This window comes from Streptomyces akebiae, from assembly GCF_019599145.1.
In the GTDB taxonomy this organism is placed as follows: domain Bacteria; phylum Actinomycetota; class Actinomycetes; order Streptomycetales; family Streptomycetaceae; genus Streptomyces; species Streptomyces akebiae.
Genome location: NZ_CP080647.1, coordinates 9,334,391 through 9,351,449 on the forward strand (window position 1 = coordinate 9,334,391; position 17,059 = coordinate 9,351,449).

A 17,059-nucleotide genomic window follows, 5' to 3' on the forward strand; every position below is an offset into this window, starting at 1 on the left:
CGGACCCGGCACCCCGAGCGACCCGGCGGCGCGGCTCACTCGGTGGAGCGCAACGCCTTCCAGACGGGCGGCCGTACGACACCGTCGAGCGCGAGCCCCTTGTCCTGCTGGAAGCTCTGCACCGCGGCCTCCGTGTCGGCGTCGAACTCGCCGTCCACGTCGAGGCTGTAGCCCCGCTTGCTCAGCATGCACTGCGCCTGGAGGACGCGGTCGCCGCTGTCCCCGAGGCGGGTGCGTCCGTTGCCGTAGTAGTACGTGCAGTCCGTGAGCCAGGCCGGGGTCGAGGGCTCGGTGGACGGGTCGGTCGGCTCCTGGGACGGCTCGGTGGGGGCGCTGCTCCCGGGGGTGGGCGCGGACGAACCGGTGTCCGGGTCGTCGTCCGTGCCCGTGCCCGTGCCCGTGCCCGTACCCGGGCCGGAGCCGGTGGCGGTCCCGTCTGGGCGCCGGGAATCGCCGTCGGCAGAGGTCCGGTCGTCCGCGCCGGACACCTCCGAGTCGCTCGATCCGCCGTCCGGGGCGGCGCCCGCACCCTCCTGGCCCGAGGCCGCCGACACCGAGGCGTCGTCGTCGGGGAGGAGGGCGTCCGCGGACCGCGTCGTACCCCGCTGCGGCGAGGCGGTGGTGGTGGAGGGGCTCAGCAGGGTGAGGACGACGACACCGGCGGTCGCCGTGCAGACGGCGACACCGGCGGCCCCGACCAGCACGCGCCTGCGGCGGAACCGGAAGCGGGGCGGTGCCGGTGGTAAGGGCCGGGCCGAGGCCTCGGCGGGGGGACTCGGCGGCGGGTCGGTCGCCGGAGCCTGTCCGGCCCGTCCGGGGCCGGGCTGTTCGAGGGGGAGGCGACGCAGGGTCTCGTAGGCCCGCTGCCGGGCGAGGATCCTCCCGCCCAGCGGTTCGGGCCAGTCGAAGGCAGCGGGCGGTCGGGCCCCCTCGGAGGCCGGTGAGTCGGACGAGGCGGCCTCGGGCCAGACGGACTCGGGCTCGCCGGGGCGGGGCGCGGCGGCTTCGGGCTCGACGGGGACGGACGCGGCGGATTCGATCAGCTGTTCAGGCGTCGGCCGCTGTCCTGGCTCCTTGGCCAGACAGGCGCCGAGCAGGGCGGCGAGCGTGGCGTCGGCCGCCGCGATCTCGGCGAGCACCTTCGGGTTGGGCTCCTCGAAGGCGACCCGGTGCATGACGTCGACGCCGGTGCCGTCACCGAACGGGGCGCTGCCGGTCGCCGCGAAGACCAGCGAGCAGGCCAGCGAGAACACGTCCGAGGCCGTGTCGCAGGCGCCCGTGCGCAGATACTCCGGCGACATGTAGGCCGGGGTGCCGACCCGGTTGCCCGTGCCGGTGATGGCGCTCGCGTCGGCGGCCTTGGCGATACCGAAGTCGATGACGTGCGCGCCCCGCGCGGACAGCAGGACGTTGGACGGCTTCAGGTCCCGGTGCACGATTCCGGCGGCGGACAGGTCGGCGAGGGCCTGTCCCAGTTCCGCCACCAGCCGCCGGACGGCGTCGACGGGCAGCGGACCGTCCTCGTGCACGGCCGCCGCCAGATCGAGCCCCGGCAGGAACTCGGTCGCCATCCACAGCAGTTCGTCCCGGAAACCCGTCCCGGCCAGGCGCGGCATGCGCGGCGTCCGCACCCGGCTGTGCACCGACGCCTCCTGCTCGAACCGGCGGCGGAACCGCACGTCCTCCGCGTACTCGGGCCGGATCACCTTCACCGCGACGAGGTCGGGGCCGCCGTCGGCGGGGCGCGCCAGATAGACGCGCCCCATACCGCCGCTGCCGAGCAGCCCCTGCGGCACATACGGACCAATCCGTTCCGGGTCGCCGGGACGCAGCGGCAGTGCCCCCGCCTCCCGCAGCGCCGGAGCCCTGTCCGCTGAACCCGGTGGGACCGGCCGCTGGTCTGACACAACACCCCCGAAAGAACTTTTGGCGTACGTCAGTTCGCCCCCAGAAGGCTGAGGCTAGCTCAGCGAGGGCTCGCGGTCATGGGTTCGGTCACTTCCGGCTCCCTGGATGACTCACGCGTCGGTGCGTCGCACCTCCGTCGTGCCCGAGCCGACCGGACCGATCCGCAGCACCGTGCCCGTGAGATCGGTGAAGGACTCGACCCGTACGCGGCCCTCTCCGCCCGGCGTGGTGCCCTTCACCCGGTACGCCGTCGGGTCGGCGTCCCCGATCTCGACCTCCACGAGGGCACGGGAGTTCGGCGGCACGGTCACCCGGGTGGTGTGCGCGTCCTCGGACCGCCGCACCAGGACCGACACCGGCCCGCGCACGGAGGGCACCGTCCCCTCGACCTCCGTCAACGACCCGGTCCTCGGCCGGATGCGGAACGCGGCCGCACCGGGCTCGCTGACCTGGACGCCGAGAACGTGCCGGGCCACCGCGTTGGCGGGAGCGGACGCCCAGGCGTGCGAGAGCGTCATGTTGGACTTCAGCGCCGGGTCCCACGCCTCCGTGACGATCGTCGCCCTCAGCGCGTCCAGCATGTGCAGCCACGAGTTGGTCGCCGTGGAGGTGAGCAGGGCGAGCGCGGCGTCGGAGCGGCCCAGTCGGAACAGCGCGTCGAGCAGGAACTGCGACCCGTACACGCTCACCTTCATGCCGCCCGCCGCGAGGGTGTCGCCCAGTCTGGCCCGCACCTCCTCGTCCAGCGCGTCCGCGACACCGAGTGCCACCGGGAAGGCGGTCGCGTGCTGGGCGCTGTGCGCGGTGCCGACACCGTCGAGGAAGCGCCCGCCCGCGCTGTCGAGGAGGGTGGCGCGCATGGCGGTGGCGAGGGTGTCGGCCCGGCCGCGCAGGGCGGTCGCGTCGGCGTCCTTGCCGAGGGCCGCGGCGCACTCGGCGAGCGCCTCGAAGGCCGCGTACTGGAAGGCGTTGACGACCGTGTTGACGTTGGTGAACACGTAACCGTCACGGCTGGCGGTCGGCCAGTCGACCAGATCGCCGAGGTTCTGGCTGGTGCTGCCGGGCGCCTTGCGGACCAGCCCGTCGGAGTCCAGGTACGAGGTGAGGTTCTTGGCGGTCAGCAGGTCGTAGTCCTTGGCGAGCTGCCGGTCGTCGCCGGTGGCGAGGTAGTCCTCCCACGCGGAGATCGCGCACATTAGCCGGTACTCGGTGGGCCAGGTGCCCTTGCGGACCAGATAGTCGTTCGAGAAGCGGGCGAGGGCGTAGGAGCGCTGGACGCCGTACTCCGAGAGCTGGTTGATCAGCGCGTCGCCCTCGTACGGGCCTCGCTCGCGGGTGGGCGTGTCCGTATAGAGGTCGCCCCGGGTGGCCTCGATGGAGTAGCGGCACAGCTCCCAGACCCGGTCCAGGTCGGCGTCGGAGCTGCGGAACGAGGCGTGCGAGTCGTCCCAGTCGAGCTTCCAGGCGCGGCCGGTGACCACCGCCTCCGACAGGTCGAGCGTGGTGCGCAGTTCGGCCCAGCGGAAGCCGCGGTAGCCCCAGTGCTCGAAGCGCTGCTCGCCGTCGCGCAGGGTCCACACCTCGCGGTAGGTGTTGGTGGCGCGCAACTGGTACCGGACGGTGCCGTCCGCGTTCAGCTCCTCGCCGAGCCGCACCTCGACCGTGTCGCCCGCCTCGCCGGTGACCTCCAGGGCCAGGCCGCCGACGATCTCCCGGCCCAGGTCGACCAGCCAGCGCCCCTCGGCGACCTCGGTGACGGAGGCGGGGGTGACGTCGTGCGGCCGCACCGCCTCGATCAGCGCGGGGACGAGACCGTCGATCGCCGTGCGGACGACCGGCTCCAGCCAGTCGCCGTCGTCGAAGCCGGGCTTCGTCCAGCCCACCGGCTCGCGGCGCAGGTCCCAGTACTCCTGAGGAACGGTGAAGTAGCTGCTGCCCGCGCTGCCCTTCGCGGGCAGCAGCCCGGCCTGGCGGCGCGCCTTCCAGTGGTCCCCGGAGGCGACGGTCGAGCGGCTGCCGTCGGTGTACGTGATCTCCAGCTGGGCCAGGAACTTCTGCTGCGAGGTGGTCCAGCACAGCGCGGCCAGCGCGTTGGGCTGCCCGTCGGACCGCAGGGTGGAGGTCACGTCGAAGGCCTGGTAGGCCGTTCCGGTGCCGGAGCGGACGGACGCGTAGCCGACGGCGCGGCCGTTGCTCCACACCTTCGCGACGTACTGCCGGGCGGGATCGGGCGAGGTGGCCGCCACATAGAGGACGGCCGCGGCTATCTCCCGGCCGGGCTTCGTGTCGTACTCGTGGCGCAGCAGCGCCCAGGTGTCGTCAGCCCCGTAGGAGGAGAGCGAGGAGGCGCCGGCCGGGAAGGTGAGGACGCCGCCGGAGACCGTGCCGACGGTGAAGGTGCCCTTGTCGGAGGCGAAGTCGTCGTCGAGGAGGACCGTGCCGTCGGTGGCCGTGAAGGTCACCCGGTCGTAGGTCTGGGACTCGGTGAGGCCGTTGCGCAGACCGATGTTGCCGGAGGCGTAGCGGCTGTCGGTGGTGGTGTCGACCACGGTGCCGTTCACGGTGGTGGTGAAGGTCGAACCGGTCATGGTGACGCTCACGTCCACCCATTCCCCGGCGGTGACCGCGAACGGCAGCCGCACCTCGCCGAGCACGGTGTACGTGCCGCCCACGCAGACGTGCTTGCGCAGCACACCGGTGGTGCCCGCGCGCAGCTGCCACAGGTAGTTGTTGGCGGTGTTCGTGGCCCGGAACCACAGTCCGGCGGCCACCGCGCTGATCCTGACGCGGACGGTGAGGGTGCCGTCGGTCATCACCGGCCCGGCCGGCGCCCAGATCGGCTTCGCCTCCCACTCGTCCTCGACCGAGGTGGCCAGCAGGGCCGGCTCCGACCAGGCCGACCGCTTCTCGCCCCAGCTGCTGACCCGCCACCAGTAGGCCGTACGGGGCTTCAGCGGCGGGCCGTCGTAGGGGACGGCCGTGCAGTCGGCCGACTTCCGCCTGCCGGAGTCCCACACCAGCTCGTCGTCCTCGAAACCGTCGGGGGTGGCCGCCAGTTGCAGCTGGTAGGCCCGCTGCACGGTGCCGGCGCAGAAGTCCGGCACCTGCCAGCTGAAGCGGGGGCCGGTCCCGGCGCTCGTGCCGAGGGCCCGCGGCAGCAGATCGGTGAGCGTTCCGGTGGGCGCGGGCGGCTGCCCGGCGGCCGTGACCACGGCTCCCGGCCCGGGGGCGGCGAAGGCCCGGGGCCCGGACAGGACGACGGAGGCGGTCACGGTGCCGCCGAGTTGGAGAAGTCTTCGCCGTGAGAAGTCGCGTGCCATGGTGCACCTTCGGATCGGGGGGTTCGGCGGGTGGGAGGGGGTGGGAGGGTGGAAGCCCGTGAAGCCCTGAAAGGTTTCAGCGTGATTGCCCGGAGGTTATGGTTCCGCGCGGAATCCGGTCAATGGTTGGGGCGCCAGTGAATCCTTGGGATTGAAACGATTTAACCGGTGTGAGGGCCGACTGCCGCCTGACAGGGCGATGAGAGGCAGCCGGACGCCCCCGGCCTTCCATCGCCACCGGGCTCGGCTAGAGTCCGCCTCACCTCGGCCGGATGTCCTGGCCGGGGCTGTGCGCAGGGGGTACGGCAACCATGGGGCCCGAGAGAACGGACCTGCCCGGTTACGAGATCCAGGAAGTCCTGGGCCAGGGCGGGTTCGCCACGGTGTACCGGGCCCGGCAACTGGCCGTGGGCCGGGAGGTCGCGCTCAAGGTGGACAGCAGGGTGCTCTCCACACCCCGCGACCGGCAACGCTTCCTGCGGGAGGTCACGGCCGCCGGGCAGCTGTCGGGACACCCCCATGTGGTCCCGGTGTACGACGCCGGGGTCCTCGCCGACAACCGCCCCTACATGGTGCTGGAGCTGTGCCCCGGCGGCTCCCTGGGCGACCGGCTGCACCGCCAGGGCGCGCTCCCGGCCAAGGAGGCGCGCGACATCGGCGTGGGCCTCGCCGACGCGGTGGCCGCCGCGCACGCCTCCGGGGTGCTGCACCGCGACATCAAGCCCGGCAACGTCATGGTCAACCGGTACGGGGGCGTCGCCCTCACCGACTTCGGCCTCGCCGCCATGCCCCGGCCCGGACGCGAACTGTCCGTGACCCGGGAGGCGTTGACCCCCGCGTACGCGCCGCCCGAGGCCTTCCGCATGACGGACCCCAGCCCGGCGGGCGACGTGTACTCCCTGGCCGCGACCGTCTACGCCCTGCTGTGCGGACGCCCGCCGCACTACCCGGAGGACGGCACGCAACTCAGCCTCGCCGAGCTGATCGTCCGCCACACCTGGCCCTACGCCGACATCCCGGGACTGCCGCCCGCCTTCAACACGGCGCTCCGCCACGCCCTCGCCGCCGACCCCGCCCACCGCCTGTCCGACGCCGGCGCGTTCCGTGACGCGCTCGTCGCGGTCGACCTCGACACCGTCGACCTGGGCGGCGGCGGTGGCTTCGGCCCGGCGCCCGCCATGCCGACGGTTCCGGCGTACCGGGGCGGGCCGCCCACGACGATGCCGCCGTACGCGGTCGCGCCGCCCACGACGATGCCGCCGCCGTACGGGGACGCGCCGCCGTACGGGGACGCGCCGACGAGCGGGGGAGGGGCGACCGTGGTCCCCGGGCCGGGCGGATCGGGTGGGGCGGGCGGTACGACCGTCGTTCCCGGGCCCGGTGGCGACGGTGGCGATCGTGGACGCAAGGGTGCGGCGCGGCGCCGGCCGGTGCTGATCGCCGCGTTCGCGGCCGTGGCCGTCTCCGTGAGCGTGTCGGTCACCGTGGTGACCTACCAGGGCGACGACCGGCGGGAGGGCGGCACGGACGGCTCCCTCTCGTCCGCCGCCGCGTCACCGTCCGCCGGGGCCGCCGACGACAAGGGCACCTCGGGGTTCGGGGCGGCGACCACCACCGAGAACTGTCCCGCGACGGAGGTCGACGGCGTGGGCGGCCGATGCGTCGAGACCCCCGAGTGCTGGAGCGGGATCGTCGACATCTCCGGCATCGTCACGGTCAGCCGCGCCGACTGCCAGGCCAAGCACGTGTGGGAGACCTTCGCCATCGCCCCCCTGCCGAAGGACGGCCAGACCAACAACGCCCGCGACCTGATCAAGCACCCCGATGTGAAGACGCTCTGCTCCCAGAAGGTCATGTCCGCGTCGATGGCCCCCGAGGGTCGCCGGGTCGCCGGGGAGTGGAGCGTCGACCTCATTCCGCCGAGCGCGGCCGAGTGGGCCGACGGGCTCCGGGTCTTCCGTTGTGTCGCGGCGGCACGGACCGACGACGGCGAGAAGACGGGCAGCCAGTTCGCGGTGGGGAGCTGACGGGGATTCGGTGCGATCCGGCGGCTCGCGTGGCACTGAGGGTCACACGGAAACCGGCAGGCCGCGCGGACACGACTGTCCTCGGGCGCACCGACCGGGTGGAATGTCCGATGATCGTACAGTCTGGACTCAGGAAGTGACTGGGCTCACATGGCACTGAGTGACACGTTTCTTGTGGTGTAACGGCATCATTGCCGAAACCATGGTGTCCTCATGGCAGCTCGAAGGGATCAGGGATGCTCCGCAAGGTACTGGTCGCCAACCGTGGCGAGATCGCGATCCGCGCGTTCCGCGCCGGCTACGAAGTGGGTGCGCGGACGGTCGCCGTCTTCCCCCACGAGGACCGCAACTCGCTGCACCGGCTCAAGGCCGACGAGGCCTACGAGATCGGCGAACCGGGGCACCCCGTGCGGGCGTACCTCTCCGTCGAGGAGATCATGCGCGCCGCCCGGCTGGCGGGCGCCGACGCCGTCTACCCGGGCTACGGGTTCCTGTCCGAGAACCCCGAGCTGGCCCGCGCGTGCGAGGAGGCCGGCATCACCTTCGTCGGTCCCAGCGCCCACATCCTGGAGCTGACGGGCAACAAGGCGCGCGCGGTCGCCGCCGCCCGTGCCGCCGGCGTACCGGTCCTCGGCTCCTCCGAGCCCTCCACCGACGTGGACGAACTGGTCCGCGCCGCGGACGAGATCGGCTTCCCGGTCTTCGTGAAGGCCGTCGCGGGCGGCGGCGGTCGCGGAATGCGCCGCGTCGAGGATCCGGCGGCGCTGCGCGAGTCCATCGAGGCCGCGTCGCGCGAGGCGGCCTCCGCCTTCGGCGACCCGACCGTCTTCTTGGAGAAGGCCGTCGTCGAGCCCCGCCACATCGAGGTGCAGATCCTCGCCGACGGCCACGGCGACGTCATCCACCTCTTCGAACGCGACTGTTCGGTGCAGCGCCGCCACCAGAAGGTCATCGAGCTGGCGCCCGCCCCGAACCTCGACCCGGCCCTGCGCGACCGCATCTGCGCCGACGCCGTCCGCTTCGCCCGCGAGATCGGCTACCGCAACGCGGGCACCGTCGAGTTCCTCCTCGACCGCGACGGCAACCACGTCTTCATCGAGATGAACCCCCGTATCCAGGTCGAGCACACGGTCACCGAGGAGGTCACCGACGTCGACCTCGTGCAGTCCCAGCTCCGGATCGCCGCCGGGGCCACCCTCGCCGACCTCGGACTCTCCCAGGAGACCGTCACCCTGCGCGGCGCGGCCCTCCAGTGCCGTATCACCACCGAGGACCCCGCCAACGGCTTCCGCCCGGACACCGGCCGCATCAGCGCCTACCGTTCGCCCGGCGGCTCCGGCATCCGCCTCGACGGCGGCACCACCCACGCCGGTACGGAGATCAGCGCCCACTTCGACTCCATGCTGGTCAAACTGACCTGCCGGGGCCGGGACTTCACCACCGCCGTCAACCGGGCCCGCCGCGCGGTCGCCGAGTTCCGGATCCGGGGCGTGGCCACGAACATCCCGTTCCTCCAGGCGGTCCTCGACGACCCGGACTTCCAGGCGGGCCAGGTCACCACCTCGTTCATCGAGCAGCGCCCGCACCTGCTCACCTCCCGGCACTCCGCCGACCGCGGGACCAAGCTGCTCACCTATCTGGCCGACGTGACGGTCAACAAGCCCCACGGCCCGCGCCCCGACCTGATCGACCCGTCCACCAAGCTGCCGCGGCCCACCACGAGCGAACCCCCGGCCGGCTCCAAGCAGAAGCTCGTCGAGCTCGGTCCCGAGGGCTTCGCCCGCTGGCTGCGCGAGTCACCCACCATCGGCGTCACCGACACCACCTTCCGCGACGCCCACCAGTCGCTGCTCGCCACCCGGGTCCGCACCAAGGACATGCTCGCCGTGGCCCCCGTGGTGGCCAGGACGCTCCCGCAGCTGCTCTCCCTGGAGTGCTGGGGCGGCGCCACCTACGACGTCGCCCTCCGCTTCCTCGCCGAGGACCCCTGGGAGCGGCTGGCCGCCTTCCGTGCCGCCGCGCCCAACATCTGCCTCCAGATGCTGCTGCGCGGCCGCAACACCGTCGGGTACACGCCGTACCCGACCGAGGTGACCGACGCCTTCGTCCAGGAGGCCACCGAGACCGGCATCGACATCTTCCGGATCTTCGACGCGCTCAACGACGTGGGCCAGATGCGGCCCGCCATCGACGCCGTACGCGCCACCGGCACGGCCGTCGCCGAGGTCGCCCTCTGCTACACCTCCGACCTCTCCGACCCCGCCGAGCAGCTCTACACGCTCGACTACTACCTGCGGCTCGCCGAACAGATCGTCGAGGCGGGCGCCCACGTCCTCGCTGTCAAGGACATGGCGGGACTGCTGCGCGCCCCCGCCGCCACGAAGCTGGTCTCCGCCCTGCGCCGCGAGTTCGACCTGCCGGTGCACATCCACACCCACGACACGGCGGGCGGCCAGCTCGCCACCTACCTCGCCGCGATCCAGGCCGGCGCCGACGCCGTCGACGGGGCCGTGGCCTCCATGGCGGGCACCACCTCGCAGCCGTCGCTGTCGGCGATCGTCGCCGCGACCGACTACTCCGACCGGCCCACCGGCCTCGACCTGCGTGCCGTCGGCGACCTGGAGCCCTACTGGGAGAGCGTCCGCCGCATCTACGCCCCCTTCGAGGCGGGCCTCGCCTCCCCGACCGGCCGTGTCTACGACCACGAGATCCCTGGCGGCCAGCTCTCCAACCTGCGCACCCAGGCCGTCGCGCTCGGCCTCGGCGACCGCTTCGAGGACATCGAGGCGATGTACACCGCCGCCGACCGCATCCTCGGCCACCTGGTGAAGGTCACGCCCTCCTCCAAGGTGGTCGGCGACCTCGCGCTGCACCTCGTCGGCGCCGGAGTGGCACCCGCCGACTTCGAGGCCACGCCGGACCGGTTCGACATCCCGGACTCCGTCATCGGCTTCCTGCGCGGCGAGCTGGGCACCCCGCCCGGCGGCTGGCCCGAGCCGTTCCGCAGCAAGGCCCTCCAGGGCCGCGCCGACGCCAAGCCCGTCCAGGACCTGAACGCCGAGGACCGCGCCGGACTGGAGAAGGACCGCCGCGCCACCCTCAACCGGCTGCTCTTCCCCGGCCCGACCCGCGAGTTCGAGACCCACCGTCAGACGTACGGCGACACCAGCGTCCTCGACAGCAAGGACTTCTTCTACGGCCTCGGCCCCGGCAAGGAGTACGCCGTCGACCTGGAGCCCGGTGTGCGGCTCCTCATCGGGCTGGAGGCCGTCGGCGAGGCGGACGAACGCGGTATGCGCACGGTGATGTCGACGCTGAACGGCCAGTTGCGGCCGATCCAGATCCGCGACAAGGCCGCCTCCACCGACATCCCCGTCACCGAGAAGGCCGACCGCTCCAACCCCGGGCACGTCGCCGCCCCGTTCGCCGGTGTGGTCACACTCGCGGTCGCCGAGGGCGACGAGGTCGCGGCCGGTGCCACGGTCGCCACCATCGAGGCCATGAAGATGGAGGCCACCATCACCGTCCCGAAGGCCGGCCGGGTCTCCCGTCTCGCCATCAACAAGATCCAGCAGGTGGAGGGCGGCGACCTGCTCGTCGAGATCGTCTGACACCCGCACGAGGATCGACCGGCACCGGACGAGGATCCTCCGGCACCGGACGAGGCCGAGGCGCCCACGCCATGGATGCGGCGGGACGCCTCGGCTGTTCGTCGGTGCCCGATGTCGGCGCCGGCCGGCCATGGCTCTCCGCGTGCTCGGCCGGATCAGGCGCGGGGGAAGAACTCCAGCACCGCCGTGCCGCCTTCGAGGGACTTCACACGGAAGCCGAGGCCGTTGAGGCCGCCGGTGCCGCCCTCGCCGACCGATGAGCTGAGGCGGGTGCCCGCCCCCGAGGACCGGAGCACGACGGTGTCCTCGGTGACCTTCGTGACGCGGAGATCGCCGACGCCGAACCGGCTGTCGACCTCGACGGACAGCGGCTCGGACACGGTGAGTTCGCACCGGCCGTCGAAGCATGCCTCGGTGCCGGTGCCGGTGCCGGTGCCGGTGCCGTCGGCAGCGCCTCGTCCACCGTCGCGGTCGCGGTCGCCCTTGGGGTCGGGGGCGTCGCCCCTGTCTCCGTCTCCGCTTCCGGTCCTGCCGTCGTCGTCGGCTTCCGCCTCGGCCTCGGCGGCTGTCGCGGAGGCCGGTGTCGTCGTCGGCTGCTGTTTCGCCTCCGACGGTGACCTGTCCCTGCCGTCGGAGCGGTCGTCCCGAACGCCGTCCCCGCCGCAGCCGGTGAGCGCCCATGCCAGGGACGCCACCGCCGCGACGCCGAACCGGCCCCTGCCCGTGCCCATACGTCAGCCTTTCAACTCGTGCGCCCGCACGCCCTGTTGCTCCGCATTCGCGGGACACGTCCCTTTATACGGGGTGCGCGGGTCCGGGCGGTGCCGTGACGGCCCGAGGGGTGAGCCGTCGGGACGATCCGTTGACGCCAACCTCACCCTTGGGGGACGGGCGGCCGGGCCACCGTGGCGAGGAGCGAGGCCGTGAAGGCGTGCCGCGGGGCGGTGAGGAGCCGCCGGGCGGGGCCCTGCTCGACGATCTCCCCCGCGTCCATGACGGCGATGCGATGGGCGACCGAGGCGGTCTCCAGGTCGTGGGTGATCAGGACCAGCGCCGGTGCGGCGGGGGCTGTTCCGGCGTCCTCGCCGGCGCCGAGCAGGCCCGTGAGGACGTCGAGGATGCCGCGCCGGCTGACGGTGTCCAGGCCCGAGGTGATCTCGTCGCAGATCAGGACGCGGGGGTGGGCGAGGAGCGCGCGTGCCAGGGCCGCGCGCTGGAGTTCGCCGCCCGACAGCTGGGCGGGGAGCCGGTGTGCCAGTTCCGGCAGGAGGCCCAGGCGGGTCAGGGTCGCCAGCGCCTCGGTCTCGGCGGTCCCGGCGTCGACTCCGCGCAGCCGGACCGCCGTGCGGGCGACCTGCCGCAGGACCGGGCGGTGCTCGTCGAACGCGGCGCGTGCGTCCTGGAAGACGTACTGCACGGCCGCCAACTCCCCCCGGGTGCGGTCGCGCAGGCTGCGGGGCAGCGGCGTGCCGTCGAGAAGGACCTCGCCGTCGTGGTCGCGGTGAAGTCCCGCGAGGCAGCGGGCCAGAGTGGTCTTGCCGCTGCCCGAGCGGCCGACGACAGCCAGCAACTGCCCCGCGCTCAGGTCGAGTTCGTGGGCGCGCACGGTCACCGTGGCATCGCGTGAGCCGTCGCGGTGGCGGGCGACGAGGTCACGTACGCGCAGCACCGGTCGGTCACGGCGCGTGGTCGCGGTTCGCTCGCGCTCGCCGCGCGTGGTCGCCGTTCGCTCGCCCGAGCCCGTCGTCGTCCCCGAGGCCGCTCTCGCGCCTGTCCGCGTTCCCCTCTCACGTCCTGCCCCCTCGTCCGTGGCGCCAGGGTCGGTGAGCGAATGTTCGGTGAGCGAAACCTGGGCGGCCAGAAGCCGACGGGTCCATTCGTGCCGGGGCGCCGACCAGACGTGCTGTGTCGGTCCCGACTCCACGACACGCCCCGCCCGCATGACATGGACCTCGTCGGCGAGCGAGCGGACGACGTCGAGGTCGTGGCTGAGCAGGACGATCGCGATGCCGCGCGCCGCGATCGTCGCGAGCTGTGCGACGACGAGGCTCTTGGTCAGCGCGTCCTGGCCGGTGGTGGGCTCGTCGGCGACGACGACCCGGGCGCCGAGCAGGAGGGCCTGGGCGAGGACCACGCGTTGCTGCTGACCGCCGGAGAGCTGGTGCGGATGGCGGCGCAACAGGGTCTCGGCGTCCGGGAGTCGGGCGTCGGCCAGCGCTCGGAGCACCTGGGCCCGAGCGGCTGCCCTGCGCAGGCCGCGCGGCAGATGACGTACCCGTGGGCGGGCGATGTCGGTCAGCAGGGCGCCGATCCGGCGGGCGGGGTTGAGGACGGAGGCCGGATGCTGGGGCACGTACCCGACGAGGCCCGCGGGCCCGCCGAGCCCCTCGGCCGCCAACCGGACCTCGCCGGTGACGCGTGCGCCCACCGGGAACTCGCCGAGCAGCGCCAGCCCGGTGGTCGTCTTCCCGCTGCCCGACGCACCCACCAGCGCGGTGACCCTGCCGGGCAGCACCCGCAGACTCACCCCGTCGACGATCGCCCGCCCGCCCACCTCGACCCGAAGGTCCGTGAGTTCGGCGAGGGGTTCCGGGGCGGCCGTGCCGCTCTCGTCGTCGTACCGCGTCACGAACGTCGTTCCTTCCGTGCCTGTCGGCCACCGGTCCGGCTGATCCTGGTGATCCGGCTGGGCCCACCGTGCCCACCGCGCCCGCCGGGCTTCTCCAGCGCCGCGTCGAAGAGGAGGTTCGTGCCCGTGGTGAGCGCGACGATCAGCAGGGCGGGGACGACCACGGCCCAGGGCTGCACGAACAGGCCCGTGCGGTTGCGGTCGACCATCACCGCCCAGTCGGCGGCGTCCGGGGTCACGCCGACGCCGAGGAAGGCCGCAGTGGCGACCAGGTACAGCACCCCGGTCAGCCGGGTGCCGGCATCGGCGCCGAGGGTGCGCAGGATCGTCCGGCCGACATAGCCGACGGCCGTGCGCCACCAGCTCTCGCCCTGGAGACGGAGCGCCTCGACGACCGGACGGGCGGCGGCCTCCGTGGCGGCGGCGCGCACGAGGCGCGCCGCGTCGGGCACGTTGACCAGCGCGACGAGCAGGGCGAGACCGACGGCTCCGGTGGTGAGGACCGACGCGACCAGCAGGATCAGCAGCAGCGACGGGACGGCGATCAGGATGTCCAGCGGACGCATCAGCAGTTCCTCCAGCCAACGCCGGTGCGTCAGCGCGGCGACGAGACCGACCGGCAGGGCGACGAGATAGGCCAGCGCTCCGGCGCCGAGCGCGGTCAGCACGACCGGCCGCCCGCCGTGGAGCACCTGCTGCCATACGTCCCGGCCCACGAAGTCCGTGCCGAGCCAGTGCCCGTCGCCGAGCGTGAAGGAGGGCGCCCGTGTGCTCGGTTCCCCTGCGAACACCGGTCCCAGCAGGGCGAGGACGAGGGGGACGGCGATGACCGCGAGGCCGAGCGCGAAACGGCCCGTGGGCCGACGCCGGGTGCGCGGGACGGCAGCAGTGCCGGGCGGGTCGACGTCCGTGGCCGCAGTCACGCCGCCACCCCCGCCCGGGGCGCCAGCCGTCGGGCGACCACGTCCGCGCCCAGGTTGAGCACGACAGTCAGGACGCCGAAGACCACGGCGAGCCCCTGGACGACGGGGACATCGCGTTCGGCGACGGCGTTGAGGAGGACGGTGCCGAGTCCGGGGATCACGAAGAGGGCCTCCACGACGATGACACCGCACAGCAACCAGTCGATGGTGCGGGCGAGTTGCTGGGCGGCGGGGGCGAGGGCGTTCGGGAGGGCGTGGGCGTAGCGGACGCGGGCGCCGGAAACGCCGTACCGCCGGGCGTGGGCGACGTACGGGGAGGCGAGGGCGTCGATCATGCCGGCCCGGACCAGCCGGACGAGGGAGCACACGGGACGGGAGAGCAGGACGAGGACGGGCAGGACGAGGGCGGCCGGGTGGGCGAGGAGGTCGGTGCCGTAGCCGACGGCGGTCGGCGGCAGCCAGCCCAGTTTCAGCGCGAACACGGTCACCAGCAGGACCCCGAGGGCGAACTCGGGGACCGCGTACACGGCGAGCGTCAGCGAGCTGACGAGGCGGTCGACCGGGCCGCCCTCGTGGCGGGCGGCCAGCACGCCGAGTCCGAAGCCGAGCGGGACGAGCAGTGCCACGGTGAGTGCGGCGAGCAGCAGGGTCGGCCCGAAGCCGTCGGCGATGTACCGGGCGACCGGGCGGCCGGAGGTCAGCGAGGTGCCGAAGTCGCCGTGCAGCAGACCCGTCGCCCAGTCGGCCAGCCGTTCGTGCACCGGCCGGTCGAGGTGCATCGCCTCACGGATGGCGGCGATGCGCGCCGGGTCGGGCTGGTCGCCGGCCAGCGCGACCGCGGCGTCGCCCGGCAGCGCCTCGGTGAGCGCGAAGACCAGCAGCACGACGGCCACGGTCTGCGCGACACCGAGGAGCAGCCGCCGCACGACGAAGGCGGACGCTCCCCGGGAGGCGCTGCGGCGGATCGTCGTGCGGATCCGGCCCCGCCGAGGCCGTTCGTCCGGTTCCCCACGCCCCGCCGGGACGCTCTGAGCGGGTGTCACGTGAGCCACACCTTGTCGAAGCGTGCCCAGTCGAGCGTGTTGGCGGGGGCCTTGGTCTCCACTCCCTTCACCGTCTTGGCCGTTCCGAGGATCCAGTCGGCGAACCCCCAGATCAGGAAGCCGCCTTCGGTGTACAGCCGGCGCTGCATCCGCTCGTAGACGGCGGCTCGCTGTGCCTTGTCCCGCGTCGACTGGGCCTGCTGGTAGAGGGCGTCGAAGTCCTTGTGCTGCCACTTGGTGGCGTTGGTGGTGGAGTCGGTGAGCAGCCGCTGCGAGATGTGGGCCTCGATGGGCATGGCACCTGACCGGTAGCAGGCGAGGGTGCCGGAGTCGAGGATGTCGCTCCAGTACGAGTCCTTGCTGCCCATCCGCACCTCGACGGTGACGCCCGCCTTCGCGGCCTGGTCCTTGAAGATGCTGGCGGCCTCGGTGAACCCGGCGGCCACGGCGGAGGTGTCCAGGGTGACCTTCAGCTTCTCCGCGCCGGCCTGCTTCAGCAGGGCCCGGGCCCGGTCGAGGTCCTGCTCGCGCTGCGGGAGGTCGGCGGCGTAGTACTCGTAGCCCTTGCCGAACAGGTCGTTGCCGACGACGCCCGCGCCGGACAGGGCGCCGTCGACGAGCTCCTGCCGGTCGGCGATCAGGAAGAACGCCTCCCGGACCCGCTTGTCGTCGAAGGGCGGCCGGTCGGTCTTCATGCAGAACGCCTGCATGGCGCTGCCCCGCAGCCGGACGATCTCGATCTGCCCCTTGCCCTCGTGGGCGCGGGCGGTGGTGGGGTTGAGCTCGTGGGCGTACTCGACCTGACCGCCGAGGAGCGCGTTGACCCGGGCCGACTCCTCGTTGGCGACGACGAACTCGACTTCGTCGAGGTGCGGCGCGCCCTCCCAGTAGGCGTCGTAGCGGCGGAACACGGCCGAGCGGCCGGGGGAGAAGGAGACGAAGCGGAAGGGTCCGGAGCCGATCGGCTTCCTGTCGAAGTCGGCGGCGTTCCTCCCGGCGTTCTCCGGCACGATGTACGCGCCGAACGCGGCCAGCACGTTGGGGAATTCCGCGGTCGGCCGCTTCAGCACGAACTCGATGCCCCGTTCACCGGTGGCCCGGCTCGCGTCGAGGTCGATGGGCTCCAGGGACGCCTTCGCGCGGAACGCCTTCTCGGGGTCGGCGATCCGGCGGTAGCTGTAGAGGACGTCCTTGGCGGTGACGGGCGAGCCGTCGTGGAAGGTGGCCTCGCGCAGGGTGACCTGCCAGCGGTCCAGGGTCTTGTTCGGCTCCCACTTGGCGGCCAGGCGGGGGCGCGCCGACAGATCGGCGCCGTAGTCGGCGAGCTTGTCGTAGAGGGCCTTGGCGCGGGCGACGTCGGCGAACAGGTTGGCCAGGTGCGGGTCGAGGGTCTCGCTCGCGCCGCCGCCCGCGAACGCGGCGCGCAGCCGTCCGCCCCGCTTGGGGGTCCCGTCGTCGCCGCTCGCCCCGGGGTCGGTGCCGTCCGCGCCGCACGCGGTCAGGGCGAGCGCGCCGAGGGTGGCGGCGCCCGTGGCGGCGAGGAAGCCGCGTCGGCGCAGACCGGGGAAACGTTCGTCGTGCATGAGGGTTCCTTGGGT

General features: G+C 73.1%; 9 protein-coding genes. 2 read left to right on the top strand and 7 right to left on the bottom strand.

What is annotated here, in order from left to right:
- Positions 1-35: 35 nt before the first annotated feature.
- The gene (locus K1J60_RS40480) at positions 36-1,796 is read right to left on the bottom strand and encodes a protein kinase domain-containing protein (RefSeq protein WP_259408128.1); all 1,761 of its coding nucleotides are present in this window, start codon (positions 1,794-1,796) and stop codon (positions 36-38) included.
- Between the two features lie 222 nt (positions 1,797-2,018).
- Positions 2,019-5,228: a family 78 glycoside hydrolase catalytic domain gene (locus K1J60_RS40485; protein WP_220650559.1), complete on the bottom strand. Its 3,210-nt coding sequence runs from the start codon at positions 5,226-5,228 to the stop codon at positions 2,019-2,021.
- Positions 5,229-5,539: 311 nt separating this feature from the next.
- Between K1J60_RS40485 and K1J60_RS40490 the strand changes: the two genes are divergently transcribed.
- Together K1J60_RS40490 and K1J60_RS40495 are read left to right on the top strand one after the other, a co-directional pair.
- Positions 5,540-7,255 carry a serine/threonine-protein kinase gene (locus K1J60_RS40490; protein WP_220650560.1) on the top strand — a complete coding sequence of 572 codons (1,716 nt, stop codon included), beginning with the start codon at positions 5,540-5,542 and terminating at the stop codon, positions 7,253-7,255.
- Positions 7,256-7,491: 236 nt separating this feature from the next.
- Positions 7,492-10,866: a pyruvate carboxylase gene (locus K1J60_RS40495; RefSeq protein WP_220650561.1), complete on the top strand. Its 3,375-nt coding sequence runs from the start codon at positions 7,492-7,494 to the stop codon at positions 10,864-10,866.
- Between the two features lie 155 nt (positions 10,867-11,021).
- On the opposite strand, the gene K1J60_RS40500 is transcribed toward K1J60_RS40495, so the two are convergent.
- The 5 genes from K1J60_RS40500 to K1J60_RS40520 all read right to left on the bottom strand — a co-directional run bounded on the left by K1J60_RS40500 (position 11,022) and on the right by K1J60_RS40520 (position 17,044).
- Entirely contained in the window at positions 11,022-11,597 is a 576-nt protein-coding gene (locus K1J60_RS40500) for a hypothetical protein (RefSeq protein WP_220650562.1), read from the bottom strand.
- Positions 11,598-11,740: 143 nt separating this feature from the next.
- A complete protein-coding gene (locus tag K1J60_RS40505; RefSeq protein ID WP_220650563.1) occupies positions 11,741-13,495 on the bottom strand; it encodes an ABC transporter ATP-binding protein in 1,755 nt (584 codons plus the stop codon).
- Positions 13,492-14,418, bottom strand: coding sequence for an ABC transporter permease (locus K1J60_RS40510; protein WP_398683968.1), 927 nt, complete (start codon positions 14,416-14,418; stop codon positions 13,492-13,494). Before K1J60_RS40510 ends, K1J60_RS40505 begins: the two co-directional genes overlap by 4 nt.
- The gene (locus tag K1J60_RS40515; protein WP_220651927.1) at positions 14,415-15,395 is read right to left on the bottom strand and encodes an ABC transporter permease; all 981 of its coding nucleotides are present in this window, start codon (positions 15,393-15,395) and stop codon (positions 14,415-14,417) included. The genes K1J60_RS40510 and K1J60_RS40515 overlap by 4 nt, the downstream gene beginning before the upstream one ends.
- Before the next feature lie 62 nt (positions 15,396-15,457).
- Positions 15,458-17,044, bottom strand: coding sequence for an ABC transporter substrate-binding protein (locus K1J60_RS40520; protein ID WP_220650564.1), 1,587 nt, complete (start codon positions 17,042-17,044; stop codon positions 15,458-15,460).
- Between the last annotated feature and the right edge of the window lie 15 nt (positions 17,045-17,059).